Annotated in this window: 27 protein-coding genes and 1 pseudogene; 13 read left to right on the top strand and 15 right to left on the bottom strand. The window is 64.2% G+C overall.

Annotation, left to right across the window (positions count from 1 at the left end; all coding sequences use genetic code 11):
* Position 1 precedes the first annotated feature (1 nt).
* The 10 genes and pseudogenes from AYJ54_RS49205 to urtA form a co-directional block, all read right to left on the bottom strand.
* A complete protein-coding gene (locus AYJ54_RS49205) occupies positions 2-541 on the bottom strand; it encodes an HD domain-containing protein (RefSeq protein ID WP_063699043.1) in 540 nt (179 codons plus the stop codon).
* A gap of 180 nt (positions 542-721) precedes the next feature.
* Positions 722-1,009: pseudogene (locus AYJ54_RS52245) on the bottom strand (endonuclease domain-containing protein); the annotation flags it as partial.
* 101 nt (positions 1,010-1,110) lie between these two features.
* Positions 1,111-1,416, bottom strand: coding sequence for an urease subunit beta (locus AYJ54_RS11560; protein ID WP_026202067.1), 306 nt, complete (start codon positions 1,414-1,416; stop codon positions 1,111-1,113).
* 9 nt (positions 1,417-1,425) lie between these two features.
* On the bottom strand, positions 1,426-1,728 hold the full coding sequence (locus AYJ54_RS11565) for an urease subunit gamma (RefSeq protein WP_006612146.1): 303 nt from the start codon (positions 1,726-1,728) through the stop codon (positions 1,426-1,428).
* A gap of 24 nt (positions 1,729-1,752) precedes the next feature.
* A complete protein-coding gene (locus tag AYJ54_RS11570; protein ID WP_063699045.1) occupies positions 1,753-2,598 on the bottom strand; it encodes an urease accessory protein UreD in 846 nt (281 codons plus the stop codon).
* A gap of 36 nt (positions 2,599-2,634) precedes the next feature.
* Positions 2,635-3,330: an urea ABC transporter ATP-binding subunit UrtE gene (gene urtE / locus AYJ54_RS11575; protein ID WP_063699046.1), complete on the bottom strand. Its 696-nt coding sequence runs from the start codon at positions 3,328-3,330 to the stop codon at positions 2,635-2,637.
* Between the two features lie 3 nt (positions 3,331-3,333).
* Complete coding sequence (gene urtD / locus AYJ54_RS11580) at positions 3,334-4,095, bottom strand: urea ABC transporter ATP-binding protein UrtD (RefSeq protein WP_063699047.1); 762 nt, start codon at positions 4,093-4,095, stop codon at positions 3,334-3,336.
* Positions 4,092-5,270 carry an urea ABC transporter permease subunit UrtC gene (urtC, locus tag AYJ54_RS11585; RefSeq protein ID WP_063699048.1) on the bottom strand — a complete coding sequence of 393 codons (1,179 nt, stop codon included), beginning with the start codon at positions 5,268-5,270 and terminating at the stop codon, positions 4,092-4,094. Before urtC ends, urtD begins: the two co-directional genes overlap by 4 nt.
* Positions 5,267-6,877 carry an urea ABC transporter permease subunit UrtB gene (urtB, locus tag AYJ54_RS11590; RefSeq protein ID WP_063699049.1) on the bottom strand — a complete coding sequence of 537 codons (1,611 nt, stop codon included), beginning with the start codon at positions 6,875-6,877 and terminating at the stop codon, positions 5,267-5,269. The genes urtC and urtB overlap by 4 nt, the downstream gene beginning before the upstream one ends.
* Before the next feature lie 99 nt (positions 6,878-6,976).
* Complete coding sequence (gene urtA / locus AYJ54_RS11595; RefSeq protein ID WP_063699050.1) at positions 6,977-8,299, bottom strand: urea ABC transporter substrate-binding protein; 1,323 nt, start codon at positions 8,297-8,299, stop codon at positions 6,977-6,979.
* Between the two features lie 503 nt (positions 8,300-8,802).
* Here urtA and AYJ54_RS11600 point away from each other — a divergent pair.
* The 3 genes from AYJ54_RS11600 (at position 8,803) to AYJ54_RS11610 (ending at position 11,109) form a co-directional block, all read left to right on the top strand.
* Positions 8,803-10,311 (top strand): DEAD/DEAH box helicase, encoded by a 1,509-nt coding sequence (locus AYJ54_RS11600; RefSeq protein ID WP_063699051.1) that lies wholly within the window; start codon positions 8,803-8,805, stop codon positions 10,309-10,311.
* Positions 10,312-10,336: 25 nt separating this feature from the next.
* Positions 10,337-10,627, top strand: coding sequence for a translation initiation factor IF-1 (gene infA / locus AYJ54_RS11605; RefSeq protein ID WP_063699052.1), 291 nt, complete (start codon positions 10,337-10,339; stop codon positions 10,625-10,627).
* Between the two features lie 269 nt (positions 10,628-10,896).
* Positions 10,897-11,109: a cold-shock protein gene (locus AYJ54_RS11610; RefSeq protein WP_063699053.1), complete on the top strand. Its 213-nt coding sequence runs from the start codon at positions 10,897-10,899 to the stop codon at positions 11,107-11,109.
* Positions 11,110-11,279: 170 nt separating this feature from the next.
* On the opposite strand, the gene AYJ54_RS11615 is transcribed toward AYJ54_RS11610, so the two are convergent.
* The 4 genes from AYJ54_RS11615 to AYJ54_RS11630 all read right to left on the bottom strand — a co-directional run bounded on the left by AYJ54_RS11615 (position 11,280) and on the right by AYJ54_RS11630 (position 14,179).
* The gene (locus tag AYJ54_RS11615) at positions 11,280-11,903 is read right to left on the bottom strand and encodes a TadE/TadG family type IV pilus assembly protein (protein WP_063699054.1); all 624 of its coding nucleotides are present in this window, start codon (positions 11,901-11,903) and stop codon (positions 11,280-11,282) included.
* Between the two features lie 23 nt (positions 11,904-11,926).
* Entirely contained in the window at positions 11,927-12,511 is a 585-nt protein-coding gene (locus tag AYJ54_RS11620) for a TadE/TadG family type IV pilus assembly protein (protein WP_063699055.1), read from the bottom strand.
* Positions 12,512-12,694: 183 nt separating this feature from the next.
* The gene (locus AYJ54_RS11625; protein WP_063699056.1) at positions 12,695-13,192 is read right to left on the bottom strand and encodes a pilus assembly protein N-terminal domain-containing protein; all 498 of its coding nucleotides are present in this window, start codon (positions 13,190-13,192) and stop codon (positions 12,695-12,697) included.
* 159 nt (positions 13,193-13,351) lie between these two features.
* The gene (locus AYJ54_RS11630) at positions 13,352-14,179 is read right to left on the bottom strand and encodes a sterol desaturase family protein (protein ID WP_063699057.1); all 828 of its coding nucleotides are present in this window, start codon (positions 14,177-14,179) and stop codon (positions 13,352-13,354) included.
* Positions 14,180-14,461: 282 nt separating this feature from the next.
* Between AYJ54_RS11630 and AYJ54_RS11635 the strand changes: the two genes are divergently transcribed.
* From AYJ54_RS11635 to AYJ54_RS11675, 10 genes are all read left to right on the top strand, one after another.
* The gene (locus AYJ54_RS11635; protein ID WP_063699058.1) at positions 14,462-14,626 is read left to right on the top strand and encodes a Flp family type IVb pilin; all 165 of its coding nucleotides are present in this window, start codon (positions 14,462-14,464) and stop codon (positions 14,624-14,626) included.
* A 69-nt stretch (positions 14,627-14,695) separates the two neighbouring features.
* On the top strand, positions 14,696-14,842 hold the full coding sequence (locus AYJ54_RS51245; protein ID WP_201724171.1) for a hypothetical protein: 147 nt from the start codon (positions 14,696-14,698) through the stop codon (positions 14,840-14,842).
* 127 nt (positions 14,843-14,969) lie between these two features.
* On the top strand, positions 14,970-15,494 hold the full coding sequence (locus AYJ54_RS11640) for an A24 family peptidase (protein ID WP_063699059.1): 525 nt from the start codon (positions 14,970-14,972) through the stop codon (positions 15,492-15,494).
* A gap of 128 nt (positions 15,495-15,622) precedes the next feature.
* Positions 15,623-16,423 carry a Flp pilus assembly protein CpaB gene (gene cpaB / locus AYJ54_RS11645; protein ID WP_063699060.1) on the top strand — a complete coding sequence of 267 codons (801 nt, stop codon included), beginning with the start codon at positions 15,623-15,625 and terminating at the stop codon, positions 16,421-16,423.
* 11 nt (positions 16,424-16,434) lie between these two features.
* Positions 16,435-17,910: a type II and III secretion system protein family protein gene (locus AYJ54_RS11650; RefSeq protein ID WP_063699080.1), complete on the top strand. Its 1,476-nt coding sequence runs from the start codon at positions 16,435-16,437 to the stop codon at positions 17,908-17,910.
* Positions 17,911-17,930: 20 nt separating this feature from the next.
* A complete protein-coding gene (locus tag AYJ54_RS11655; protein ID WP_063699061.1) occupies positions 17,931-18,665 on the top strand; it encodes a CpaD family pilus assembly protein in 735 nt (244 codons plus the stop codon).
* Positions 18,662-19,930, top strand: coding sequence for a CpaE/TadZ family protein (locus tag AYJ54_RS11660; protein ID WP_063699062.1), 1,269 nt, complete (start codon positions 18,662-18,664; stop codon positions 19,928-19,930). Before AYJ54_RS11655 ends, AYJ54_RS11660 begins: the two co-directional genes overlap by 4 nt.
* A 21-nt stretch (positions 19,931-19,951) precedes the next feature.
* Complete coding sequence (locus AYJ54_RS11665; RefSeq protein ID WP_063699063.1) at positions 19,952-21,415, top strand: TadA family conjugal transfer-associated ATPase; 1,464 nt, start codon at positions 19,952-19,954, stop codon at positions 21,413-21,415.
* A gap of 16 nt (positions 21,416-21,431) precedes the next feature.
* Positions 21,432-22,409 carry a type II secretion system F family protein gene (locus tag AYJ54_RS11670; RefSeq protein ID WP_063699081.1) on the top strand — a complete coding sequence of 326 codons (978 nt, stop codon included), beginning with the start codon at positions 21,432-21,434 and terminating at the stop codon, positions 22,407-22,409.
* A 9-nt stretch (positions 22,410-22,418) separates the two neighbouring features.
* Entirely contained in the window at positions 22,419-23,393 is a 975-nt protein-coding gene (locus AYJ54_RS11675; protein WP_063699064.1) for a type II secretion system F family protein, read from the top strand.
* Between the two features lie 164 nt (positions 23,394-23,557).
* On the opposite strand, the gene AYJ54_RS11680 is transcribed toward AYJ54_RS11675, so the two are convergent.
* The coding region (locus AYJ54_RS11680; protein ID WP_245328994.1) for a tetratricopeptide repeat protein at positions 23,558-24,229 on the bottom strand (672 nt) is incomplete at its 5' end.

The following is a 24,229-nucleotide window of genomic DNA, read 5'->3' on the forward strand; positions in this document are numbered from 1 at the left end:
CTCATAGCGAGGCCCTCGCCGTTCGCACCGTGTCGTCGAATCTCGTATCGAGCCATTGATTGCCGCCGCGGCAGCCGGCGACCACCTGCTCGGCCCAAGCGGTGTAGTCGATCAGGTCGTCGCGCTCCTCGGCGCTCGGGTCGGGATGAATGCGCGCCCCGATATTGCTGATCTTGTCCGCGATCTTGATCAGCCTGGCATCGGCCGACTTCTTCGGCGCGTCGACTACCTGCCGGCGCCGCCGCTCGGCCTTCGGCAGGCTCATGTCGTCGGTGCATTCGACGACGAGCGAGGCGACACGCTCGGAAAACGTCTGTGCAAGCTCCTCGCGCGTGGTGTCGGTATCCTCGATTGTATCGTGCAGCCAGCCGGCCGCGACCAGCTCGGGATCGGCGCCATCGGTCGCGGCCGCGAGCAAGTTCGCAACCTCGGCGAGATGATTGATGTAAGGCTCATTGCCGCGCCCCTTGCGCGCCATGCCGTTGTGTCGACGCGCGGCGAGCTCGGCGGCTTCGGAGATGAGACGGATTGGCGACAACATAGCAAGAACCTCCGTTTTCGCCTCAACCTTGCCGCTACCTGCTTCGTTCCTTGGCATGCTCTCTCCGTTCCCTCCCCCCTTGCGGGGGAGGGTCAGGGAGGGGGGTGCACCTTGCTCCGCTGCCTGAAGGATGGTGAGGACCACACCCTCCAAGTTTTTCAGAACGTCTTCGTTGGTAAAGCGCAGCACGCGATAGCCGCGGGAGGCGAACCATTGGTCGCGCCGTTCGTCATGGCAAAGACGATCCGCGAAATCATGACTTTCGCCGTCGACCTCGACCACGACCTTGCAGGAATGAGCGACGAAATCCGCAATGTAGTTGCCCATCGGAGCTTGTCGGCGAAAGCCGAGACGGGCCAGGCGATGTGCCTTGAGATGACGCCATAACAACGCCTCTGCACGCGTCATCGAGCGCCGCAACTGCCTGGCGCGAGTTCTTTGTAACGGAGAGACCTCGTCGTGTGGCATACCCCCCTCCCCAACCCTCCCCCGCAAGGGGGGAGGGAGCGAGACAGTTGTGCTCACCTCACTATGGATCACGGCTTACCTTCGTTCGCTTCAGTGAACGCTCACAGCTTCCCCATGACGTCGCCGCGAAAACCGTAGATGGTCTTCTTGCCGGCCATCGCGACGAGCTGGACGTCGCGGGTCTGGCCGGGTTCGAAGCGGACGGCGGTGCCGGCAGCGATGTCGAGCCGCATGCCGCGCGCCTTCTTGCGGTCGAACTTCAAGGCCGGGTTGGTCTCGAAGAAATGGTAGTGCGAGCCGACCTGGATCGGCCGGTCGCCGGTGTTGGCGACCGTCAGCGTCACGGTCTTGCGGCCGGCATTGAGCTCGATCTCGCCGTCCTGGATGAAGAGTTCGCCGGGGATCATGTTGCGCTCCTACCTGATCGGCTCGTGCACGGTGACGAGCTTGGTCCCGTCCGGAAAGGTCGCCTCGACCTGGATGTCATGGATCATCTCGGGGATGCCCGGCATCACCTGGTCGCGTGTGAGCACCTGCGCGCCGGATTGCATCAGCTCGGCGACGGTGCGGCCGTCGCGTGCGCCTTCGAGAATGAAATCGGAGATGATCGCAACTGCCTCGGGATGGTTGAGCTTGACGCCGCGCTCCAACCTTCGCCGCGCCACGATGGCCGCCATCGAGATCAGAAGCTTGTCCTTTTCGCGGGGAGACAGGTTCATGCGAAATCTCTTCCATTCAACTCATCAATTCAACCACAGCCGCGGCAAGGCCACACCCGTGCGCGCCAGCACCGCCATCATGTCGGCGCGCAAGCGGGCCGCATCTTGGGCACAGAAGCGCGCCAATGCAAAGCCGTTCCAGGCGGATATCCCTACCTCGCCGGCAAAAGAGTCGGCCGCCTCGCGGATGCGTTCGACCAGGGCCTCGTCGCCGGGAACGATCAAGGCCGTGCCGATCGCCGCTCCGCCTTTGGCCACCGCAGAACGCGCGAGCTTGGCTCCAATATTGCCGTCGAGCCTGACCGTCTCGGCAAAGACCAGCTTGCCGCCGCGACGCAGCCGCCAGCGATCGACGAACTCGCCCTGCTCCATGCGCTCGCCCATCGCGGTGCGGCCGAACACCACGATCTCGCAAAGCAGGAGGGACGCGGTCTCATAGACCTCGATGTCGAAGCGGCGCTGCACCCGCGCGCGATCGAACAGGATCGTCTCCTGCGGCAGCCAGGAAAGATGTGCGCCGGCACCGACTTTCAATGCGATGTTGAGCTGCGCCGCCGGCCCCGGCGCGCGGTAGACCTTCTCCGCAGCCGCCGTGGTCAGCGTCAGCCGTGCAGCATCTGTGGCGGTGACGTCGATGTCGAAGCGATCGCCGCCGGCAACCCCACCGGCCGTGTTGACGAAGACGCCGGACAGCCCCTCGTCTTCCGGCGAGGGAAAACGCACCCGCAGCGATCCGGACTCATGCAGGGCGCCACGGCGCGTCACCCCGTCCGTGGCATGCACGTCAAACCGCACTACGCCGCGGGCGCGATTGGCTTCGAATACCGAAGATTCCAAGTCGGAAGAATTGGTTGATAGCTCGCTGCGCATCCGCCTCCCCAGCCGGTCGTCGCAGAATGTGTTGGCTTACAGCGCCATCTGGCGGCTGATTTCGCTCGCATCGAGATTGCTGCGGTCGCAGTTGAATTTCACCGCGCCGCGGTCCATCACGGCAAAACTGTCGCCGAGTTCGCAGGCAAAGTCGAGATATTGTTCGACCAGCACGATGGCGATGTTGCCGAGGTTGCGCAGGTAGGAGATGGCACGGCCGATGTCCTTGATGATCGAGGGCTGGATGCCTTCGGTCGGCTCGTCGAGCAGGAGCAGCTTTGGCCGCATCACCAGCGCCCGCCCGATCGCGAGCTGCTGCTGCTGGCCGCCGGAGAGATCGCCGCCGCGCCGGCCGAGCATGGATTGCAGCACCGGAAACAGCGAGAACACGTCGTCAGGAATGTGCTTGTCCTCGCGCTTCAGCGGACCGAAACCGGTCTTGAGATTCTCCTCGACCGTCAGCAGCGGAAAGATCTCGCGGCCCTGCGGCACGAAGCCGATGCCCTTGCGGGCGCGCTGGTAGGGTTTGAGCGAGGTGATGTCGCTGCCGTCGAACACGATCGCGCCCGACGAGATCGGATACTGGCCGACCATGGCGCGCAAAAGCGAGGTCTTGCCGACGCCGTTGCGCCCGAGCACGCAGGTCACCTTGCCCGGCTCGGCCGAGATCGAGACGCCGCGCAGCGCCTGCGCCGCGCCGTAGAAAAGGTTGATGTCCTTCACCTCAAGCATGGCTCAGCGTCCCAGATACACTTCGATGACCCGCTCGTTGGACGAGACCTGGTCGATGGTGCCCTCCGCGAGCACCGAGCCTTCGTGCAGACAGGTGACCTTGACGCCGAGCTCGCGCACGAAGGTCATGTCGTGCTCGACCACCATGACGGTGTGGGTCTTGTTGATCTCCTTGAGCAGCTCGGCGGTGAGATGCGTCTCGACGTCTGTCATCCCCGCGACGGGCTCGTCGACAAGCAGCAATTTTGGATCCTGCGCGAGCAGCATGCCGATCTCGAGCCACTGCTTCTGGCCGTGGCTGAGACTGCCGGCGAGGCGGTTGCGGGCATCGGTGAGACGGATCGTCTCCAGCACCTTGTCGATGCGCTCCGACTCCGCCTTGCTGCCGCGCCAGAATAGCGTGCCACGCACGGAGTGATCGACGTTGAGCGCGAGCAGCAGGTTGTCCTGCACGGTCTGGCTCTCGAACACGGTCGGCTTCTGGAATTTTCTGCCGATGCCGAGCTCGGCGATCCGGGTCTCATCCAGCCGCGTCAGGTCGGTGACGCCGTCGAACAGCACCGCGCCCTCGTCGGGCTTGGTCTTGCCGGTGATGATGTCCATCATCGTGGTCTTGCCGGCGCCGTTCGGGCCGATGATGGCGCGCATCTCGCCGGGCTCGAGCGTCAGCGACAGGTTGTTGATGGCGTGGAAGCCGTCGAACGAGACGTGCACGCCGTCGAGATAGAGCATCGCGGAAGTCGCGCGGGCATCCATGACGTTCATTGCGCCTCCTCCGCCATCTTCGGTTCGGTGATGCCGTCTTCGGCCGCGGCGCTCACGGTGGTCTCGGCCGGGCGCTTTTCTCTTGCTGACTCCCACCAGGAATTGAAGGTGCCGATGATGCCCTTGGGCAGCAGCAGCGTCACCAGGATGAACAGCGCGCCCAGCATGAACAGCCAGTACGGCGCCAGAGCGCCGGAGGTGAAGAACGTCTTGGCGTAGTTGACGACGATGGCGCCGAGCGCCGCGCCGACCAGCGTGCCGCGGCCACCGACCGCGACCCAGATCACCGCCTCGATCGAGTTGCCCGGCGCGAATTCGGATGGATTGATGATGCCGACCTGCGGCACGTAGAGCGCACCGGCGACGCCGGCCATGCAGGCCGACACCGTGAACACGAACAGCTTGTAGGATTCGACGCGGTAGCCGAGGAAGCGCGTGCGCGACTCCGCATCGCGCACCGCGATCAGCACCTTGCCGAGCTTGGAGGAGACGATGGCGCGGCAGACCAGGAAACCGACGATCAGGGCGAGACAGCTCAGCGCAAACAGTGCAGCGCGCGTGTCTTCGGCCTGAACGTTGAAGCCGAGGATGTCCTTGAAGTCGGTCAGGCCGTTGTTGCCGCCGAAGCCGAAATCATTACGGAAGAAGGCGAGCAAGAGCGCGTAGGTCATCGCCTGCGTGATGATCGACAGGTACACGCCGGTGACGCGGGAGCGGAACGCCAGCCAGCCGAAGCAGAAGGCGAGCAGGCCCGGCACCACCAGCACCATCAGCGCCGCAAACCAGAACATGTCGAAGCCGTACCAGTACCAGGGCAGCTTCTGCCAGTTCAGGAACACCATGAAGTCCGGCAGGATCGGGTTGCCGTAGACGCCGCGGGTGCCGATCTGCCGCATCAGGTACATGCCCATGGCGTAGCCGCCGAGCGCGAAGAAGGCGCCGTGGCCGAGCGAGAGGATGCCGCAATAGCCCCAGATCAGGTCGATCGACAGCGCCAGGATGGCGTAGCAGACATATTTGCCCCAGAGCGCGACGAGATAGGTCGGCACCTGCAGGAACGAGCCCGCGGGCAGCAGCAGATTGGAGAGCGGGATGAGGATCCCGCAGGCCGCGACGATGGTGAGGAAGATCGTCGCGCCGCGGTCCAGCGATCGCGTCAGCATGTGGGGGGTCATGCTTCCACCGCACGGCCCTTGAGCGCGAACAGGCCGCGCGGGCGCTTTTGAATGAACAGGATGATCAGGACCAGGATCGCGATCTTGCCGAGCACGGCGCCGGCGACCGGCTCCAGGAACTTGTTGGCGATGCCGAGCGTGAAGGCGCCGACGAGTGTGCCCCAGAGATTGCCGACGCCGCCGAACACCACGACCATGAAGCTGTCGATGATGTAGCTCTGCCCGAGATTGGGGCTGACATTGTCGATCTGCGACAGCGCCACGCCGGCGATGCCGGCAATCCCCGAGCCGAGGCCGAAGGTCAGCGCATCGACGCGCGAGGTGGCGATGCCCATCGAGGCCGCCATGCGGCGGTTCTGCGTCACCGCGCGCATCTCGAGCCCGAGCGCGGTATAGCGCAACATGGCGAGCAGGATCGCGAACACCGCGAGCGTGAAGACAAGGATCCAGAGCCGGTTATAGGTGATGGTGATCTGCCCGAGCTCGAAGGCACCGCTCATCCAGGAGGGATTGCCGACCTCGCGGTTGGTCGGACCGAACACGGTGCGCACCGCCTGCTGGAGCACCAGCGACAGGCCCCAGGTCGCGAGCAGCGTCTCCAGCGGACGGCCATAGAGGAAGCGGATGATGCTGCGCTCGATCAGCACGCCGACCGCCCCGGCGACGAGGAAGGCGAGCGGCACGGCGATCAGCAGCGAATAGTCGAACAGGCCAGGATAGCGGGTGCGGATCACCTCCTGCACCACGAAGGTGGTGTAGGCCCCGATCATCACCATCTCGCCGTGGGCCATGTTGATCACGCCCATCACGCCGAAGGTGATGGCGAGCCCGATCGCCGCGAGCAGGAGCACCGAGCCGAGCGAGAGGCCGTACCAGGCATTCTGCACAGTGGACCAGACCGCGAGCGTGTTCTGGATCGAACCGATCGCGCTCGCCGCCGCCTTGGTCACCGAGGCCGGCTGGTCGGTGCCGATGCCGGTGAGCAGCGCGAGCGCGTCCTGGTCGCCGCGGGCCTTGATGGTGGCAACGGCCTCAAGCTTCTGCACCTCGGTGGCGTCGGACATGTACAGCAGGATCGCCGCTCGGGCCTCGCCCAGCGCCGTCTTGACAGACTTGTTGGTTTCCTTGGCGAGCGCGCTTTCGACGGGCTCGAGCGCCGTCTCCTCATGCGATTTGAACACGGATTGCGCGGCCTGCAGGCGCGTCGCGAGATCCGGCGACTGCAGCGTCAGGCTGCCGAGCGCGGCGTCGACGCTGCGGCGCAGACGATTATTGAGGCGGACCGCACTCGCGCTGTCGGGCACGCTGGCGACCGGCTGTCCGGTGGCGGCATCGATCGACTTGCCGTCGGTGCCGGTGACGTAGACCTTCTTGGTATCGGGATCGGCCATCAGACGGCCGTCCTGGAGCGCGCTGATGATCGGAAAAGCCAGCGGACTGCCGCTGCTCGCGACCACGCCGATCGCCTCCTCCGTGTCGGAGAATTCGTCGTTGGCAAATTTGGCGACCGCATCCTCGAACGGACCGGCGAAGGCCGGCAGCGCAAACGCGATCAGGAACAACGAGAGCGCAAGCGTGCAGAGACGAGCGGACAGATTGGTTGGCACTGTGAATAATCCCGGCAGAAATGGGTGGAGAAGGCGGCGGGATCGCCGCCCTCCCCGGTCGCGGAATTGGCCGTCAGACTTCGGTCGAGTGCTCTTGGATCAGGATCCTGAGCCGAGGCACTTGTTGGTCTTGACGTTAAAGTTGCCGCACTTCTTCTCGACCCAGTCGCCGATCAGGTCCTTGGAGCCATCGAGCTCCTTCGACCAGGCGTCACCCGGAACGAGGCTCGGCGTCTTCCAGACCACGTCGAACTGGCCGTTGCCCTTGATCTCGCCGATGAACACCGGCTTGGTGATGTGGTGGTTGGGCAGCATCTTCGAGACGCCGCCGGTCAGGTTCGGCGCCTCGATGCCGGGAAGCGCATCGATCACCTTGTCCGGATCGATCGACTTCACCTTCTCGACCGCCTTCACCCACATGTTGAAGCCAATCACGTGCGCCTCCATCGGGTCGTTGGTGGTGCGCTTCGGGTTCTTGGTGTAGGCCTGCCACTCCTTGATGAACTTCTCGTTCGCCGGAGTCTTGATCGACTCGAAGTAGTTCCAGGCGGCGAGATGGCCGACCAGCGGCTTGGTATCGATGCCGGCGAGCTCTTCCTCACCCACCGAGAACGCGACCACCGGGATGTCCTTCGCCTTTATGCCCTGGTTGCCGAGCTCCTTGTAGAAGGGAACGTTGGCGTCGCCGTTGATGGTCGAGACCACCGCGGTCTTCTTGCCGGCCGAGCCGAACTTCTTGATGTCGGCCACGATCGTCTGCCAGTCGGAGTGACCGAACGGCGTGTAGTTGATCATGATGTCTTCCTGGGCGACACCCTTCGACTTCAGATAGGCTTCCAGGATCTTGTTGGTGGTGCGCGGATAGACGTAGTCGGTGCCCGCGAGCACCCAGCGCTTCACCTTCTCTTCCTTCATCAGGTAGTCGACGGCGGGGATCGCCTGCTGGTTCGGTGCGGCACCCGTGTAGAACACGTTGCGCTCGCTCTCCTCGCCCTCGTACTGCACGGGGTAGAACAGGATGTTGTTCAGCTCCTTGAACACCGGGAGCACCGACTTGCGCGACACCGAGGTCCAGCAGCCGAACACGACGGCGACCTTGTCCTTGGTGATGAGCTCACGCGCCTTCTCGGCGAACAGCGGCCAGTTGGAAGCGGGGTCGACGACGACGGCTTCGAGCTTCTTGCCGAGCACGCCGCCCTTCTTGTTCTGCTCGTCGATCAGGAAGAGGATGGTGTCTTTCAGCGTGGTTTCGCTGATCGCCATGGTGCCGGAGAGGGAGTGAAGCACGCCGACCTTGATGGTGTCGTCCGCGGCCTTCGCGCCGGTCAATGAAGCCAGACCGAGCATCAGTCCGGCGGTCGCGGCGAGCACGCCGCGGCGGCTAAATGACGCCGCTATATCGTGAGTGGATTTGGTAAGCATGAGGTATCATCTCCCTGACGCAGACGTGAAAAAAACGCTGCGAAACGGCCCCACGGCCGCCTGCGATTAACGGAATCGCAAGAACCATGCCATGGATTGGGCACCCAACAAGTCATTGGTTTTACTTGGAAATTTCAATGAAATTGAAATTTCGCCGCGGTCTGACTGCTTAAAATTTGGGCGAATGAAATGTATGCCAATGCGGCAGACAGTCTGATTTTTGAGCAAAACAGCACTTCTGTCTAAATTTCCGGCATAACTATTTTTGCACCGCAATCGGGAGCTGCGGGCCGCCTGCCTTGAAAGCGCCCCGTCGATGTTCCATATGACGGTGGAGAGCCCTTGCGAATCAAGGGATCGTTGCGAGCCGCGTGTTCTTAAGCCCGTACGGGCCTTTGGCTTGCCCCCAATCACCAAGCCATCCGACACCCCAAACACGCAGGTGTCTTCTTGACACCCTTTTGCGCGCGCCCCGCTGACTGCGCCGGGCGTTCGCTTTTGACATGGAAAGAACCCATCTTTTGACTTCGTTTCAGGACTTCGGCCTCGCCGAACCCATCGCCCGCGCGCTTCGTGAAGAGAATTACGTTACGCCCACGGCCATCCAGGCTCAGACCATCCCGCTAGCGCTGACCGGCCGCGACGTCGTCGGCATCGCCCAGACCGGAACCGGCAAGACCGCGTCCTTCGCGCTGCCGATCCTGCACCGCCTGCTCGAGCACCGCGCCAGGCCGCAAGCCAAGACCTGCCGCGTCCTGGTGCTATCGCCGACCCGCGAGCTGTCCGGCCAGATCCTCGACAGCTTCAACGCCTATGGCCGCCACGTCCGCCTGTCCTCGGCGCTCGCCATCGGCGGCGTGCCGATGGGCCGCCAGGTCCGCGCACTGATGCAGGGCGTCGAGGTGCTGGTCGCCACCCCCGGCCGCCTGCTCGATCTCGTGCAGAGCAATGGGTTGAAGCTTTCGAGCGTCGAATTCCTCGTGCTCGACGAGGCCGACCGCATGCTCGACATGGGCTTCATCAACGACATCCGCAAAATCGTCGCCAAGCTGCCGCTCAAGCGGCAAACGCTGTTCTTTTCGGCTACCATGCCGAAAGACATCGCCGAGCTTGCGGACTCGATGCTGCGTGACCCCGCCCGCGTCGCGGTGACCCCGGTCTCCTCGACCGCCGAACGGATCAACCAGCGCATCTTCCAGGTCGATTTCTCGGCCAAGCCGGCCTTCCTGACCAAGCTCCTGAAGGAGGAGCCGATCAATCGCGCTCTGGTCTTCACCCGCACCAAGCACGGCGCAGACAAGGTCGTGAAGACGCTGGCCAAGGCCGGCATCGCCGCCAATGCGATCCACGGCAACAAGTCGCAGAACCATCGCGAGCGCACGCTCGCCCAGTTCCGCTCCGGCGAGATCCGCACGTTGGTCGCCACCGACATTGCCGCTCGCGGCATCGACGTCGACGGCATCAGCCACGTCATCAATTTCGACCTGCCCAACGTGCCTGAGACCTATGTGCACCGCATCGGCCGCACCGCGCGCGCCGGCGCCGACGGCACCGCGATCTCGCTGGTCGCAGGTGGCGAGGAACTTAGCTACCTCCGGGACATTGAGCGGCTGATACGGGTGGCGCTGCCGCGGGAGGATCATCGCACCGACGCCGGTCGCGACGCCAATAATGGCCCGTCCCCTGCTGCAGCGCAGCATCATCGGCCGGGCCGGTCCGGTCGCCCGGGTCCGCGGCCGCAGGGCGCAAGGCACGGTGACGGACGACATGGCGAGGGACGGCATGTCGAGAGCAGGCCTGTTGATGGCAGGCCCGGCGACGCCCACAAGGCGTCGAAGGGGTCTCGCCGCCGCCGTCGTTCCGGTGGTAAGGTGAACTCCTCACCAGCCGATCGGTCGGAACAGCGTCCCGCGCATAGCGCCGGCAAGCCTGATGGAATACAAGGCGTTGCCTTTTTGCGTCGCGAGAGTCGCCCCAACGGCCGACCGAACCGCAATCCACATTCGCACTAGCCGTCCACGACCTGGAGACAACCACATGGCTAAGGAAGAGCTGATCCAGTTCGAAGGACTGGTGACCGAAATCCTCCCGGACGCGCGCTATCGCGTCCAGCTCGACACCGGACACGAGATCGTTGCCTACACCGCCGGCAAGATGAAGAAGAACCGCATCAAGACGCTGGCGGGCGACCGCGTGACCGTCGAGATGTCGCCCTATGATCTCGAGAAGGGCCGGCTGATTTTCCGTCACAAAGACGAACGTACCTCGACGCCCGGCGGCCCGCCGCGGGGGGCTGCGCAACGCGGGGGGCAATTCCGCCGCCGTTAACTGGCCTCCTGGCGCGCGAGCGCGGAACTAAAATGCTGACCTGTATGCTGGCCCGCCGCGTCAATCGCGGCGGATCAAAAAATCGTGCACGTCAGGATTGTTTTGAGGCCCTATTTCCAATAAAATGAATTAATCGATTTTCGGCCGGACGACATTAGCATCCACCGGTATAGCCGGTTCAGACACGCTGACGACCCTTCCAAAAATTCGATCTAACCTGCCTGCGTGAGCGGGCTCAGACACTGCATACTTGAGAAGGGACTACCCCCGTGAGCATGGGAACCGTGAAGTGGTTTAACGCAACCAAGGGCTATGGCTTCATTCAGCCCGACGATGGCGGCAAGGACGTGTTCGTTCACATCAGCGCCGTGGAGCGCGCCGGTCTCGGCACGCTGCGCGAAGGCCAGAAGGTCTCCTACGAGATCGTGGCCGACCGCCGTTCGGGCAAGTCGGCAGCGGACAACCTCCGCACCGCTGGCTGAGCGCCGGGGGCCTCGGCCCCGATCGGCTTCAGGCGAACGAACCAAAGGAAAAGGCCGTGCGCAACGCACGGCCTTTTTTGTTCCAGCCTGCGATCATCCGGCGAGGCGGCCGGACAATTCGCCACCGGCGCACCGTTGCAGACTACGACAACGACCTCGACCGCCAGATTTCAGCACGACGTTGGTACGCCACCGTAAACAACACAAGTGACCTGGCGCGGTCGTGTGTAGGAGACATCGCTGAGCGGGATGTCCGTCTTCAACACGTAGTGGACGGAAGGTTGGTAGGTGTAGCTCACCTCACTGAGTATGAGGTAGGTCGAAGGAACCAGGAGCGCCGGGGGAATCATCGAGGTGACCTTGGTGCCAGGAGTCCGAGACGGAGGCGGGGTTGTCAGGGTCGCCTGCGTTGCACCGCTTGCGATGGTGGCGGCCTTGCTCCACTGAATCGTGGCAATGCTGTTGGTGTCGATATAGATCTGGGAGAGCGTGGCGTTCACGAGAGAGGCGTCGTAAGGCGTCACGATCGAGATGCTCGCCGTGAACGTGTTCTGCAGGTTGCTGTCGGTCACGGTCCCCGCGGACTGCGAGGTCAAATCGGACAGGGTTCGCGCGATCAAAGTGACCTTGCGATCGATCGCCACCGCAGATGACAACTCGACGGTGCCGAAGAACATCACGAGCATCAGCGGCACGATCATCGCGAATTCGGTTGCGGCGAGCGCCCTGCTGTCGGCGAGGAATTCGCCTGCAGAAGACCGGCCAGCCCGCAATTTTTTTACAATCGCCTGCATTGTTCTGCTCAGATCCAACAGTGCTAGTAGGGCTCGTTCTGGAATGCGGCCGTCGCGACAAGGAGACGCTTGTTGCCGCTGAGATTCGCGATGTTGTAGCCGAGGCCCGTCACGAACAGCGGCCACTGGTAGAACATGCGCACCACGACGACCTGCCCGGCGGTACCGGGATTGTACCCCATGCCGCTGGGGTCGAATTTGCCGGTCCCATCGATGTGACTGGAGAGGGTCACCGACGCGAAGGAGTTGGAATAACTCTCGACGTCGACGTAAAGACTGTCGCAGTCGAACAGCGCGGGGATCTGGCTGCAGACGTAGGCCTTGAACGTTGCCTGCGTGCACGGCGTGCTCACGCTGTTCACCGCGCAGGCCGCCACCGAGCCGGACTGCGCCTGGCCGGTCAGGACGACGCGGGCGGAATTCTGGGTGACGGTCTCAAGCACCTGGCTCGCGAAGAACATCAGCGCCGTCTCGATGATGGCAAACAGCAGCGCGAAGAACATCGGTGCGACCAGCGCGAACTCGACCGCCGCGGAGCCGCGGCGATTGCCGCGAAACCGGCGCAGCATGGTCCGGAACGTGAACCTCGAAGGTGCGGGCGACGGCATCGCGAAAATTCCCCAGCGGCGGCGATCATCTGCCCCCGTCAATAGCGGAAACTGATTGTTTAAGTGTTTCGGGCGATCCGCACGCGCCGGACCGCGCCGTTCAGGATGTGTTAACCACCACGGCACGCAAAAGCGTTCGGGCGCGACCTGCCGGTCCCGCCGAACGCTTGCCAGTCGGTCTTGTTAGTTGGTCTTCGCCGCCCCGCCGGCGTTGCCGCTGGCATTGCTGCTCAACGAACCGGCCTGGTTCATCGTGTTGTTGAAGTAATTGTCGCTGTCGCCGAGCGTCACGCGGCGCTGGCAGAGCGGCATGCAGCTATAGGACTCGCGCTCGATCCCGCGATAGACGGTGACGAGCCGATCGCTCGGACCTTCGACCTGGATCTGGCGGTCGACCAGGATCTCGCCGCCCCGGTCGAGCGCGATGAAATTGGTGGCGCCATAGCCTTTTCCGGTCACGACAATCATGCCACCGGGCTGGAGCGTGACGTCTGCGATCAAGGGATTGCCGACCACGATGGTCGCCACCTTGCCGGGCAACCTCACGAGCTTGGCCTGATCGACATTGACGGCAATGGTATCGACACTGGATTCGGCAAGGCCGGCAGCGGGTGACGCCAGCACGGCGGCCGCAACCAGAAGACAGACGCGCGCATGACGGCGCAGGAACTCTTTATGCATACTCTACCCCCGGGACGTCACATACCGGCAGAAGCGATACCGAAGCGGAGCCGGCGCCCGACCCGGCTAACCTGCCCTTAATTCGTGAACGTTCCGCAAATTCGCCGACTATTGTTTGAACGGCCTTGCGTTTTGCGGTCCTTCAAGCCGGACCATCCGCTATTGGCGGAACGGATAGGTGAGCTGGCCCGCGATCTCCTTAGGCATGGTCGCTTCGTCCTTGCCGTACTCCTGCGGCAGCTCGCCCTCCGGCATCCGGAAGGTACCGAACAGCACATCCCAGATCGGGAAGGTGCCGGCAAAATTGGTGTCGCCGCCCTGCTCGAGCGACGTATGGTGCCAGCGGTGGAACACCGGCGTCGCCAGCACGTATTTGAACGGCCCGAATGTCCAGTTCAGGTTGGCGTGCACGAACGCCGAGTGGAAGGTGGTGAACGGGCCGACCCAGATCATGACGTTCGGGGAAATGCCGGCCATCAGCAGCACGACATCGACGCCGATCGTGCCGAGCACGAGATTGACGGGATGGAAACGGGCCGCGGAAATCCACCCCAGCTCCTCCGAGGAGTGATGGATCGCATGGTACTTCCAGAACCCGCCGCCGTGAAACAGCCGGTGCAGCCAGTACAGCATGAAATCCGACAGGATCAGGAACAGCGCACCCTGCACCCATAGCGGAAGCTGCGACAGCGGACCGTGGCCGTTGTCGTAGAAGGCGATGAGCTCGTCGGCGTCGTGGATGTTGAAGACGGCGCTGGCGCCGACGATCAACAGCCCGATCCGCATGGTGCGGGCGAATACCGGAACGAAGAACCAGTAGCAGATGTCGGTCACGATCTCCCGCTTGCGCCACCACGGCGCGCCGGGATTGCAGGCCCAGAAGTGCTCGAGCACCGTGAAGACCAGTGCGAGCACGAGCGTGATGGGAACGACCTTCTCGATGGTCTCGCCAATCATCAAGGCGACTTGCATGGGTAGGCTCGACATCGTCGCCCTTCCTTCCGGTTCTTAAGCGCCTTCAGGCGTACTCCGCGAAATTTAAGGGAGGGTGAAGCCGGCGGCGGGCTGCTGCATCCATTTCGACGCGCCGCAAACAGGATCGGATTGCGCCCGACGTTTTAAGGCCAAATTCACTCTGGCGAAAAGCATCGCCTGGCTTTCGGGTTTCCGCGATCGGATTAACTCTACCGAAAGAGCTCGGCTCTCATGCTCGAGCGCGTAGAGGACAGCGCCGAACGAGGCCGACCCACCCGAGATGGAGTTTTGCTCATGAAGAACCTGATTGCGCGTTTCGTGAAGGATGAATGCGGAGCCACCGCGATCGAATACGGTCTGATTGCCGCCGGCATCGCGCTCGCAATCATCACCGTGGTCAACAGCCTCGGCACCACGATGAACGCGAAGTTCACTTCGATCAGCTCCTCGCTGAAATAAGCGGCGGACAGACCGCAGCAAATGCCCCGGACTTCCGGGGCCTTTGTTTTTTTGACACGTCGAGCTCCCGTGGCATTGCGTAAGTACAGAACCGATGCCGCCTTTGCGGCGAGTGAGGCGGAAGCGGCGCGGACCGACGCGTCGGCTTACTGGGTCTGCCTTGCGCTGTTGCTTGCGGTGGTCGCGCTCGCGGCGCGGATTGCCAGCATCTGGTAGGTCCGCCGGCGCCGGGGTTTGCCAGGAGCCGAAGCCGCCACCGCCGTTGTCGGTTTGTTTAGCACTGCTGGCTAGCATGCGGCGACGCCCCATCCCGCGACAGACGCACGATCCCAGGAACCGGCTCATGATCCTCGACCTCGCGCGCCTTCTGCTCTTCCCGGCGCTGATGGCGTTCGCGGCGGCGAGCGATCTCTTCACGATGACGATCTCCAATCGCGTATCGCTGGCGCTGGTCGCCGGCTTCTTCGTGCTCGCCGTTGCCGGTGGCATGGCACCTTACGACATGCTGACCCATGTCGGCGCCGGCGCGCTCATGCTGGTCGTGGCCTTCGCCTGCTTCGCAATGGGCTGGGTCGGCGGCGGCGATGCGAAGATCGCGGCCTCCGTTGCGCTCTGGTTCGGCTTCGCGCAGCTGATGAACTTCCTGCTCTACGCCTCGCTGTTCGGCGGGGCGCTCACGCTTCTGCTGCTCCAGTTTCGGCAATGGCCGTTGCCTTACGGACTCGCCGGCCAGGCCTGGCTCGCACGGCTGCATGCCAAGGAGAGCGGCATTCCCTACGGCATCGCGCTCGCGATGAGCGCACTGATGGTCTATCCGGAGACCGAATGGGTGAAGGCGATCGACCTCGCTCACCTCGCATTGCGCTGAACACGCAGGATAAACCCTGCGTTAAGGCGATTTAGATACGCCTCATTAACCATGCTTTGACGAATAGCTGGTCAACTGCCGATCACGGCGGCGGCAGCGTCGCAGCGTTTTGTTGGAAAGTGAAGCGTATGAATAGGGCACGCATTGTCGTCCTGACGGTCGCTATCTGCGCCGGCGGCATCGCCGCGTACCTGGCGAGCGGCTCGGACAATTCTGCGCGGCCTCCGGCCGCTCCGGTCGCGCAGCTTCCGACCGTCGACGTACTGGTGGCCAAGAACGACATCGGGCTCGGCCAGACCGTGAAGCCGGAAGACGTGCAGTGGCAGACATGGCCGGCCGCAACCGCCAGCGCCACTTTCATCCGCCGCAACGAACGTCCCGAGGGCGCGACCCAGGTGACGGGTTCGATCGCCCGCGCCCCCTTCATCCAGGGTGAGCCGATCCGCGATCAGAAACTGGTCAAGGCCGAGGGCTCCGGTTTCATGGCCGCAATCCTGCCGAGCGGTATGCGCGCCGTCTCGACCGAGATCTCGCCGGAGACGGGCGCAGGCGGCTTCATCCTGCCTAACGATCGCGTCGACGTGCTTCTGACTCGCCGCCTCAAGAACGCGGACCAGAGCGCCGGCGCCCAGGACGTCGTCACGTCCGAGATCATCCTGACCAATATCCGCGTCCTGGCGATCGACCAGGCGCCGAGGGAAAAGGACGGCCAGAACGCGGTGGTCGGCAAGACCGTTACCCTCGAGCTCAATCCCTCGCAGACCTCGACGCTCTCCGCCGCCCGCCAGAGCGGCACGCTGTCGCTGGCGCTGCGCAGCATTGCCGACGTCAAGATGAGTGAGATCACGCTCGATGAGTCCTCGCAGAAGCGCGAGGGCGTTTCGATCATTCGCTACGGCATTCCGAGCTCGACGGCGAAAGCACGATGAGGACAGTCGATATGAAATGCAGGGCAGATTTGACGACGATGCGAACCTCCGTGGTCCGCGCCCTGTCGTTTTCGGCCGCTCTTGCGCTGATGCTCAACCCGGTGCTGACGCCGGTGGTTGCCGCCGACTATCGCCCGGCGGCGCCGGTCGCCGCCGACGGCCAGATGAATGCGCGCTTCCTGTCGCTCGGCGTCGGCAAGTCGGTCGTGATCGACCTGCCGCGCGACATCAAGGACGTGCTGGTGGCAGATCCGAAGATCGCCAATGCGGTGGTGCGCTCGGCGCAGCGCGCCTACATCATCGGCGCCTCCGTCGGCCAGACCAACATCGTGTTCTTCGATTCCGCCGGCCAGCAGATCGCGGCCTATGACATCGCTGTCAAGCGCGACCTCAACGGCGTTCGCGCCGCGCTGAAGCAGATTCTGCCCAATTCCGACATCCAGATCGACGGCCTCGGTGACGGCATCGTCCTGTCCGGCACGGCGGCGAACCCGATCGAAGCGCAGCAGGCCAACGATCTCGCCGCGCGGCTCGCCGGCGGCACCGAAAAGGTGGTGAACTCGATCGTGGTCCGCGGCCGCGACCAGGTCATGCTGAAGGTGACGGTGGCCGAAGTCCAGCGCAGCATCGTCAAGCAGCTCGGCATCGACCTCTCCGCGAACCTCAACTACGGCACGTCGGTGGTGACCTTCACCAACTCCAACCCGTTCACGGCTCTTGGCCGCAATCTCGTCGACGGCAACAATCTGACCACGAAGTTCGGCGCGGCCCCATCGGTGCAGGCCACCCTGCGGGCGATGGAAACCGCAGGCGTGATCCGCACGCTCGCCGAACCGAATCTGACTGCGATCTCGGGTGAATCGGCGACTTTCGTCGCCGGCGGTGAATTCCCGGTCCCGGCCGGCTATGCGTGCGATCCCACTACGCATGTCTGTACCACCCAGATCAGCTTCAAGAAGTTCGGCATCTCGCTCAACTTCACCCCCGTGGTGCTGAGCGAGGGCAAGATCAGCCTGCGAGTGATGACCGAGGTATCGGAACTGTCCAACGAGAATGCGATTACGCTGTCGCAGGCCGTGACCTCGACCTCGGTGAACTCGCTGACGGTGCCCTCGATCAAGACCCGCCGCGCGGAGACCTCGCTCGAGATTCCTTCGGGCGGCGCGATGGCGATGGCCGGGCTGATCCAGGAGCAGACCAAGCAGGCCGTCAGCGGATTGCCGGGCCTGATGCAACTCCCGGTCCTCGGCACGCTGTTCCGCAGCCGCGACTTCGTCAACAGCACGACCGAGCTGGTCGTGATCGTGACGCCCTATGTCGTGCGCGCGGTGGCGCAGAAGGACCTGTCACGTCCGGACGACGGTTTTGCCGCGCCCGCGGATCCGCAGGCCGAGCTGATCGGCAACATCAATCGCATCTACGGCGTGCCCGGCCGGACCGAACCGGCCAAGAATTATCGCGGCACCTACGGCTTCATCACCGACTGAGGCGGAACGGGGACTTCACTATGATCACAAGACCACCCCAGATTCGCAAAGGCGCGATCCACCTTGGTGGCGCGCTCGTCGGAATCGCGCTCGCGCTCGGCGGCTGCCAGCACGACGAGGTGATCACCGCCTCCATTCCGGACGACTACAAGCAGCGCCATCCGATCGCGGTCGAGGAACAGAACCGCTCGATCGTCGTCTTCGTCGGCCATGCTCGCGGCGGACTGACGGCGGCCCAGCGCGCCGACGTGATGGGCCTGGCGTCGACCTGGCTGCACGAAGGCACCGGCGCGATCCATATCGACGTGCCGGCCGGCACACCCAACGCACGTCCGGCAGCGGAATCGCTACGCGAAATCCAGGCGATGATGGCGGCCGCCGGCGTACCACCGCGCGCCGTCATGGTCCGCCGCTACCAGCCCGAGGACAAACGCTTCCTGCCGCCGATCCGGCTGACCTATTCGAAGATCGCCGCGGTCGCGGGCCCCTGCGGCCTGTGGCCTGAGGACATCGGCCCCTCGATGAAGAACAAGGGTTGGTTCGAGAACAAGCAGTATTACAATTTCGGCTGTGCCTATCAGCGCAATCTCGCAGCGATGGTCGACAATCCGTCGGACCTGGAGCAACCGCGGTCCGAAACGCCGTCGTACACGGCGCGACGCACCGCCTTCTTCGAGAAGTATCGCAAGGGCACTCCGACGGCAGTCTCCTATCCTGAAGCCGACAGGGCCAAACTCAGCGACACCGGCAAATGATCAGCTACGCTCGCCAGACTCAAGAAGAGCAGCCGGAGGCCCCCCATCCGCCGGTCGAGGAGCATATTGCGCCCGCACCGCGCGTCTCGGTCCAGGCCTTCTGCGAAACGGTGGAGACCGCCGCCGCCGTGCAGTCGGCCGGCGAGGACCGCCGTCTCGGCAAGGCCCACCTGAAGATCCAGATGGGCGGCATGGCGGCCGCCATCGAAGCCTATCGCTCGGCGCCGACGCCGAACGTGATCGTGCTGGAGAGCGACGGCCGTTCCGACCTCCTGACCGGTCTCGACCAGCTCGCCACCGTCTGCGACGCCGGCACCCGCGTCATCGTGATCGGCCGCATCAACGACGTCATGCTCTATCGCGAGCTGGTGCGCCGCGGCGTCAGCGACTACGTGCTCGCGCCGGTCGGCGCGATCGATGTCGTGCGCTCGATCTGCAACCTGTTCTCGGCGCCGGAGGCCAAGGCGGTCGGCCGCATCATCGCGGTGGTCGGCGCCAAGGGCGGCGTCGGTGCCTCCACCATCTCCCATAACATCGCCTGGGCGATCGCGCGCGACCTCGCCATGGATGCGGTCGTCGCCGATCTCGACCTCGCCTTCGGCACCGCCGGACTAGACTACAACCAGGACCCGCCGCAGGGCATCGCGGACGCCGTCTTCTCGCCCGATCGCGTCGATACCGCCTTCATCGACCGCCTGCTGTCGAAGTGCACCGATCACCTGAGCCTGCTGGCGGCGCCGGCGACGCTCGACCGGGTCTATGACTTCGGCACCGACGCCTTCGACGCCGTGTTCGACACGCTGCGCTCGACCATGCCCTGCATCGTGCTCGATGTCCCGCACCAATGGTCGGGCTGGACCAAGCGCGCGCTGGTCGCGGCGGACGACATCCTGATCGTGGCGGCGCCGGACCTCGCCAACCTGCGCAATACCAAGAACCTGTTCGATCTCTTGAAGGCCTCGCGCCCCAACGACCGGCCACCGCTCTACTGCCTGAACCAGGTCGGTATCCCGAAACGGCCGGAAATCGCCGCCGCCGAGTTCGCCAAGGCGATCGAGAGCCAGCCGATCGTCTCGATCCCGTTCGAGCCGCAGATCTTCGGCTCCGCGGCCAACAACGGCCAGATGATCGCGGAGATCTCGGCCAACCACAAGTCGATCGAGATGTTCCTGCAGATCGCCCAGCGCCTGACCGGCCGGAGCGAGACCAAGAAGCAAAAGTCGTCTTTCCTTTCACCGCTGATTGAGAAGTTGCGGGGAAAATAAGTCGCCGCATGGAGTTGTTAAGTGTTCGGTAAGCGTAGCGGAACAGACACCGACCTTCGGGCTCCCAAGCCCGCTGCCGTGTCGCCAGAGCCTGCCCAGGCTCCGGCGCCCACGCTGTCGCGCGCGCCGCCCCCGCCGGCGGTCGCCTCGCCGCCGCTTGCGCCCGCGAGACCTGCCCCGACCATCGAGACCCGCCGCTCGGACAACTATTACGAGGTCAAGGCGACCATCTTCGGCGCACTGATCGAGGCAATCGACCTCGCCCAGCTCGCCAAGCTCGACTCGGAATCGGCGCGCGAGGAAATCCGCGACATCGTCAACGAGATCATCGCGATCAAGAACATCGTGATGTCGATCGCCGAGCAGGAAGAGCTGCTCGACGACATCTGCAACGACGTGCTCGGCTACGGCCCGCTCGAGCCGCTGCTGTCGCGCGACGACATCGCCGACATCATGGTCAACGGCGCCAACACGGTATTCATCGAAGTCGGCGGCAAGATCCAGCGCACCGGTATCCGCTTCCGCGACAACCAGCAGCTCCTCAACATCTGCCAGCGCATCGTCAGCCAGGTCGGCCGGCGCGTCGACGAATCCTCGCCGATCTGCGACGCCCGTCTCGCCGACGGCTCCCGCGTCAACGCCATCGTTCCGCCGCTGTCGATCGACGGACCCGCGCTCACCATCCGCAAGTTCAAGAAGGACAAGCTGACGCTGGATCAGCTCGTCAAGTTCGGCGCGATCACGCCCGAGGGCGCGGAGATCCTCCAGATCATCGGCCGCTGCCGCTGCAACGTGCTTATTTCCGGCGGTACCGGCTCGGGCAAGACCACGCTGCTCAATTGCATGACCAACTACATCGAGCACGACGAGCGCGTCATCACCTGCGAGGACGCCGCCGAGCTCCAGCTCCAGCAGCCCCACGTGGTCCGGCTGGAAACCCGCCCGCCCAACATCGAGGGCGAAGGCCAGGTCACGATGCGCGAATTGGTGCGCAACTGCCTGCGTATGCGTCCCGAACGCATCATCGTCGGCGAGGTCCGCGGACCCGAGGCATTCGACCTGCTCCAGGCCATGAACACCGGCCATGACGGCTCGATGGGGACCCTGCACGCCAACAACCCGCGCGAGGCGCTGTCGCGCTGCGAATCCATGATCACGATGGGCGGCTTCTCCCTGCCGTCGCGCACCATCCGCGAGATGATCTGCGCCTCGATCGACGTCATCATCCAGGCCGCGCGCCTGCGCGACGGTTCGCGCCGCATCACCCACATCACCGAGGTGATGGGCATGGAAGGCGACACCATCATCACCCAGGACATCTTCCTCTACGACCTCGTCGGCGAGGATGCCAACGGCAAGATCATCGGCCGGCACCGCTCGACCGGCATTGGCCGGCCGCGGTTCTGGGAGCGCGCCCGCTATTACGGCGAGGAGAAGCGCCTTGCCGCCGCGCTCGATGCGGCCGAAGTGGCGGCGAAGGCGTGAGCAGGTCAGCATCGCCATGAACATCCAGGTCCTCGCCCTCGCCTTCCTCGCGACCGCCGCCACCGGCGGCATCGCCTGGGTCTTCCTCTACCCGTTCCTGTCAGGCGAGCGGAAGGCGGAGAGCCGCCGCGCCTCGATCTCCCGCGCCGAGGCGCCCACGGCCCGCCAGGCCGAGAAGACCCAGCGTTCGCGCCGCGAGCAGGTCGAGACCACGCTCAAGGATCTCGAGGCGCGGCGCCAGCAGGAGAAGAGCGTTCCGCTCAACGTCCGCCTGTCGCGGGCGGGACTCGACTGGACGCCGCAGAAGTTCTGGATTGCATCCGCCGTGGTGGCCGCCGTGCTGGCCGCGGTTGCCCTGTTCGTCGGCGGAGGCCTGATCGGCGCCGCCGGTCTCGCCTTTGCGGGCGGCCTCGGCCTGCCGCGCTGGGCGCTGAGCTTCCTGAAGAAGCGCCGCGAAGACAAGTTCCTGGCAGCCCTTCCCGACGCGGTCGACGTGATCGTGCGCGGCATCAAGGCCGGCCTTCCGCTGTTTGAATCGATCAAGGTTGTCGCCGCCGATTCGCCGGAGCCGTTGCGCAGCGAATTCCTGGCGATCATCGAGACGCAGGCGATCGGCATGCCGCTCGGCGAGGCCTGCGCCCGGCTCTACGAGCGCATGCCGCTGCCGGAGGCCAACTTCTTCGGCATCGTGGTGTCGATCCAGCAGAAGTCGGGCGGCAATCTCTCCGAAGCGCTCGGCAACCTCTCCAAGGTGCTGCGCGACCGCAAGAAGATGAAAGAGAAGATCCAGGCGATGTCGATGGAGGCCAAGGCCTCGGCCGGCATCATCGGCTCGCTGCCGCCGATCGTGATGTTCCTGGTCTATCTCACCACCCCGCAATACATCTCGCTTCTGTGGACCCATCCCACCGGCCAGCTCATGCTGGTCGGCTGCGTCATCTGGATGTCGATCGGCATCATGGTGATGAAGAAGATGATCAACTTCGACTTCTGACGGTGCCGTATGGTCGAGTTCCTCGTTTCGAAACTGCATGACGTCCGCTTCATGACCATGCTGCTGGCGGCCATCGCCGCCAGCGCTACCGTCTATACGCTGGTGATGCCGCTGTTCGCCGGCGAGGGCCTCGCCAAGCGCATGAAGGCGGTAGCGAACGAGCGCGAACGCATCCGGCAGCGCGAGCGCGAGCGCCTTTCCAAGGGCGAAAAGGTCTCGCTGCGCCAGACCCCCAAGCAGCTCGTCTCCAAGGTCGTCGAGGACTTCAACCTCACCAAATGGCTGGCGCAGGAAGCTGCGCGCGAGAAGCTGGTGATGGCGGGCTATCGCGGCCACGCCCCCTACATCACCTTCCTGTTCGCCCGCATGGTGGCCCCGCTGGTCCTGTTCGTCGGCGCGATCCTCTACGTGTTCCTGATCGCGCATATGGAGAAGCCGCTGCCGGTCAAGATCGGCATCTGCGTCGGCGCCGCCTATCTCGGTCTCCAGGCGCCGATGCTGTTCCTCAAGAACGCGATCGCCAAGCGCCAGCTCCAGATCAAACGCGCCTTCCCCGACGCGCTCGACCTGCTGCTGATCTGCATCGAATCCGGCATGTCGGTCGAGATGGCATTCCGGAAAGTGGCGACCGAGATCGTGGGCCAGTCGATCGCGCTGTCGGAGGAGTTCACGCTGACCACGGCCGAGCTGTCTTACTTGCAGGACCGCAAGGTGGCCTATGAGAACCTGTCGCGGCGCACCGGGCTCGAGGGCGTCAAGTCGGTCTGTCTCGCGCTCCAGCAGGCGGAACGCTACGGCACGCCGCTCGGCCACTCCTTGCGCGTCATGGCGCAGGAAAACCGCGATATGCGCATGAACGAAGCCGAGAAGAAGGCGGCCGCGCTGCCGCCGAAGCTGACTGTGCCGATGATCCTGTTCTTCCTGCCGGTGCTGTTCGTCGTCATTCTCGGACCGACCGGCATCAAGATCTCCGAGCTGCACTAAGGCGCGACGAGGTCAGGCTCGGCCAAAATATCGAAAACAACCCCATGCAAAGTAGCCGGCAACCGCCGGCTTTATGCTCGGCGAATCTAACGAACCATCTGACACGTCGGGCAAAATCGGCGTCGCCGCGCACGCGGTCCGCGTGTCTTGCAAGAAACGGCTGATCAGTCGGGCTGGCTGAGGGATGCGACCGGCGTCCGCTTCGGCGCGCCGCGCGGCGCCTCGTTGCGGTTCAGCATGTCCTTCAGATAGGCGACGTTGGCCGCCGCCTCGTCCGGCGGCAGGTCCGCCTTCACGATGGTCTCGGCCTCGGCAAAGCGGCCCTGGAGGCCGACCACGAGCGCGAGGTTCTGCCGCACCCGCGCGCTCGCGCGCGGCGAGGCGTAAGCCTGCCGCAGCGCTTCCTCCGCCTTCGGCAGGTCCCTCGAGAGCATGTAGGACAGGCCGAGATTGGAGAGCACGCCGGGATCGCCAGGCATGATCTTCAGCGCGCTCGCATAATAGCCGCGCGCTTCCTTGTGCCGGCCCATCTGGTCGAGCGCCGTACCCTGCACCGAGAGCAGGCGCCAATCCGGGTTGTCGGGCGAATGCGCCTTCGACAGCACGTCGAAGGCCTGCTGGAAATTGCCGTTGTCGGCGAGCGCGCGGCCGTACTGGGCGAGCAGCGTCTTGTTGCCGGGATGGGCGATGGTCGCCTGCTCGAGCACGGCGGCGGCCTGCGCACGCTGGCCGTTGGCGCGCAGGGCCTGGCCATAAGCGAGCGCGACGTCGGCGTCCTTGGGATTTGCACGGTAGCGTTCGCCATAGACGTCGACGGCCCGCGCCGGATCGGCGGG

Origin of the sequence: Bradyrhizobium centrolobii (assembly GCF_001641635.1) — a bacterium.
GTDB classification, from domain to species: domain Bacteria; phylum Pseudomonadota; class Alphaproteobacteria; order Rhizobiales; family Xanthobacteraceae; genus Bradyrhizobium; species Bradyrhizobium centrolobii.

Coding starts and splice junctions, on each gene's coding strand:
- AYJ54_RS49205 (WP_063699043.1), bottom strand. CDS start 541: ATGTTGTCGCCAATCCGTCTCATCTCCGAAGCCGCCGAGCTCGCCGCG.
- AYJ54_RS11560 (WP_026202067.1), bottom strand. CDS start 1,416: ATGATCCCCGGCGAACTCTTCATCCAGGACGGCGAGATCGAGCTCAAT.
- AYJ54_RS11565 (WP_006612146.1), bottom strand. CDS start 1,728: ATGAACCTGTCTCCCCGCGAAAAGGACAAGCTTCTGATCTCGATGGCG.
- AYJ54_RS11570 (WP_063699045.1), bottom strand. CDS start 2,598: ATGCGCAGCGAGCTATCAACCAATTCTTCCGACTTGGAATCTTCGGTA.
- urtE (WP_063699046.1), bottom strand. CDS start 3,330: ATGCTTGAGGTGAAGGACATCAACCTTTTCTACGGCGCGGCGCAGGCG.
- urtD (WP_063699047.1), bottom strand. CDS start 4,095: ATGAACGTCATGGATGCCCGCGCGACTTCCGCGATGCTCTATCTCGAC.
- urtC (WP_063699048.1), bottom strand. CDS start 5,270: ATGACCCCCCACATGCTGACGCGATCGCTGGACCGCGGCGCGACGATC.
- urtA (WP_063699050.1), bottom strand. CDS start 8,299: ATGCTTACCAAATCCACTCACGATATAGCGGCGTCATTTAGCCGCCGC.
- AYJ54_RS11600 (WP_063699051.1), top strand. CDS start 8,803: ATGGAAAGAACCCATCTTTTGACTTCGTTTCAGGACTTCGGCCTCGCC.
- infA (WP_063699052.1), top strand. CDS start 10,337: ATGGCTAAGGAAGAGCTGATCCAGTTCGAAGGACTGGTGACCGAAATC.
- AYJ54_RS11615 (WP_063699054.1), bottom strand. CDS start 11,903: ATGCAGGCGATTGTAAAAAAATTGCGGGCTGGCCGGTCTTCTGCAGGC.
- AYJ54_RS11620 (WP_063699055.1), bottom strand. CDS start 12,511: ATGCCGTCGCCCGCACCTTCGAGGTTCACGTTCCGGACCATGCTGCGC.
- AYJ54_RS11625 (WP_063699056.1), bottom strand. CDS start 13,192: ATGCATAAAGAGTTCCTGCGCCGTCATGCGCGCGTCTGTCTTCTGGTT.
- AYJ54_RS11630 (WP_063699057.1), bottom strand. CDS start 14,179: ATGTCGAGCCTACCCATGCAAGTCGCCTTGATGATTGGCGAGACCATC.
- AYJ54_RS11635 (WP_063699058.1), top strand. CDS start 14,462: ATGAAGAACCTGATTGCGCGTTTCGTGAAGGATGAATGCGGAGCCACC.
- AYJ54_RS11640 (WP_063699059.1), top strand. CDS start 14,970: ATGATCCTCGACCTCGCGCGCCTTCTGCTCTTCCCGGCGCTGATGGCG.
- cpaB (WP_063699060.1), top strand. CDS start 15,623: ATGAATAGGGCACGCATTGTCGTCCTGACGGTCGCTATCTGCGCCGGC.
- AYJ54_RS11650 (WP_063699080.1), top strand. CDS start 16,435: ATGAAATGCAGGGCAGATTTGACGACGATGCGAACCTCCGTGGTCCGC.
- AYJ54_RS11655 (WP_063699061.1), top strand. CDS start 17,931: ATGATCACAAGACCACCCCAGATTCGCAAAGGCGCGATCCACCTTGGT.
- AYJ54_RS11660 (WP_063699062.1), top strand. CDS start 18,662: ATGATCAGCTACGCTCGCCAGACTCAAGAAGAGCAGCCGGAGGCCCCC.
- AYJ54_RS11670 (WP_063699081.1), top strand. CDS start 21,432: ATGAACATCCAGGTCCTCGCCCTCGCCTTCCTCGCGACCGCCGCCACC.
- AYJ54_RS11675 (WP_063699064.1), top strand. CDS start 22,419: ATGGTCGAGTTCCTCGTTTCGAAACTGCATGACGTCCGCTTCATGACC.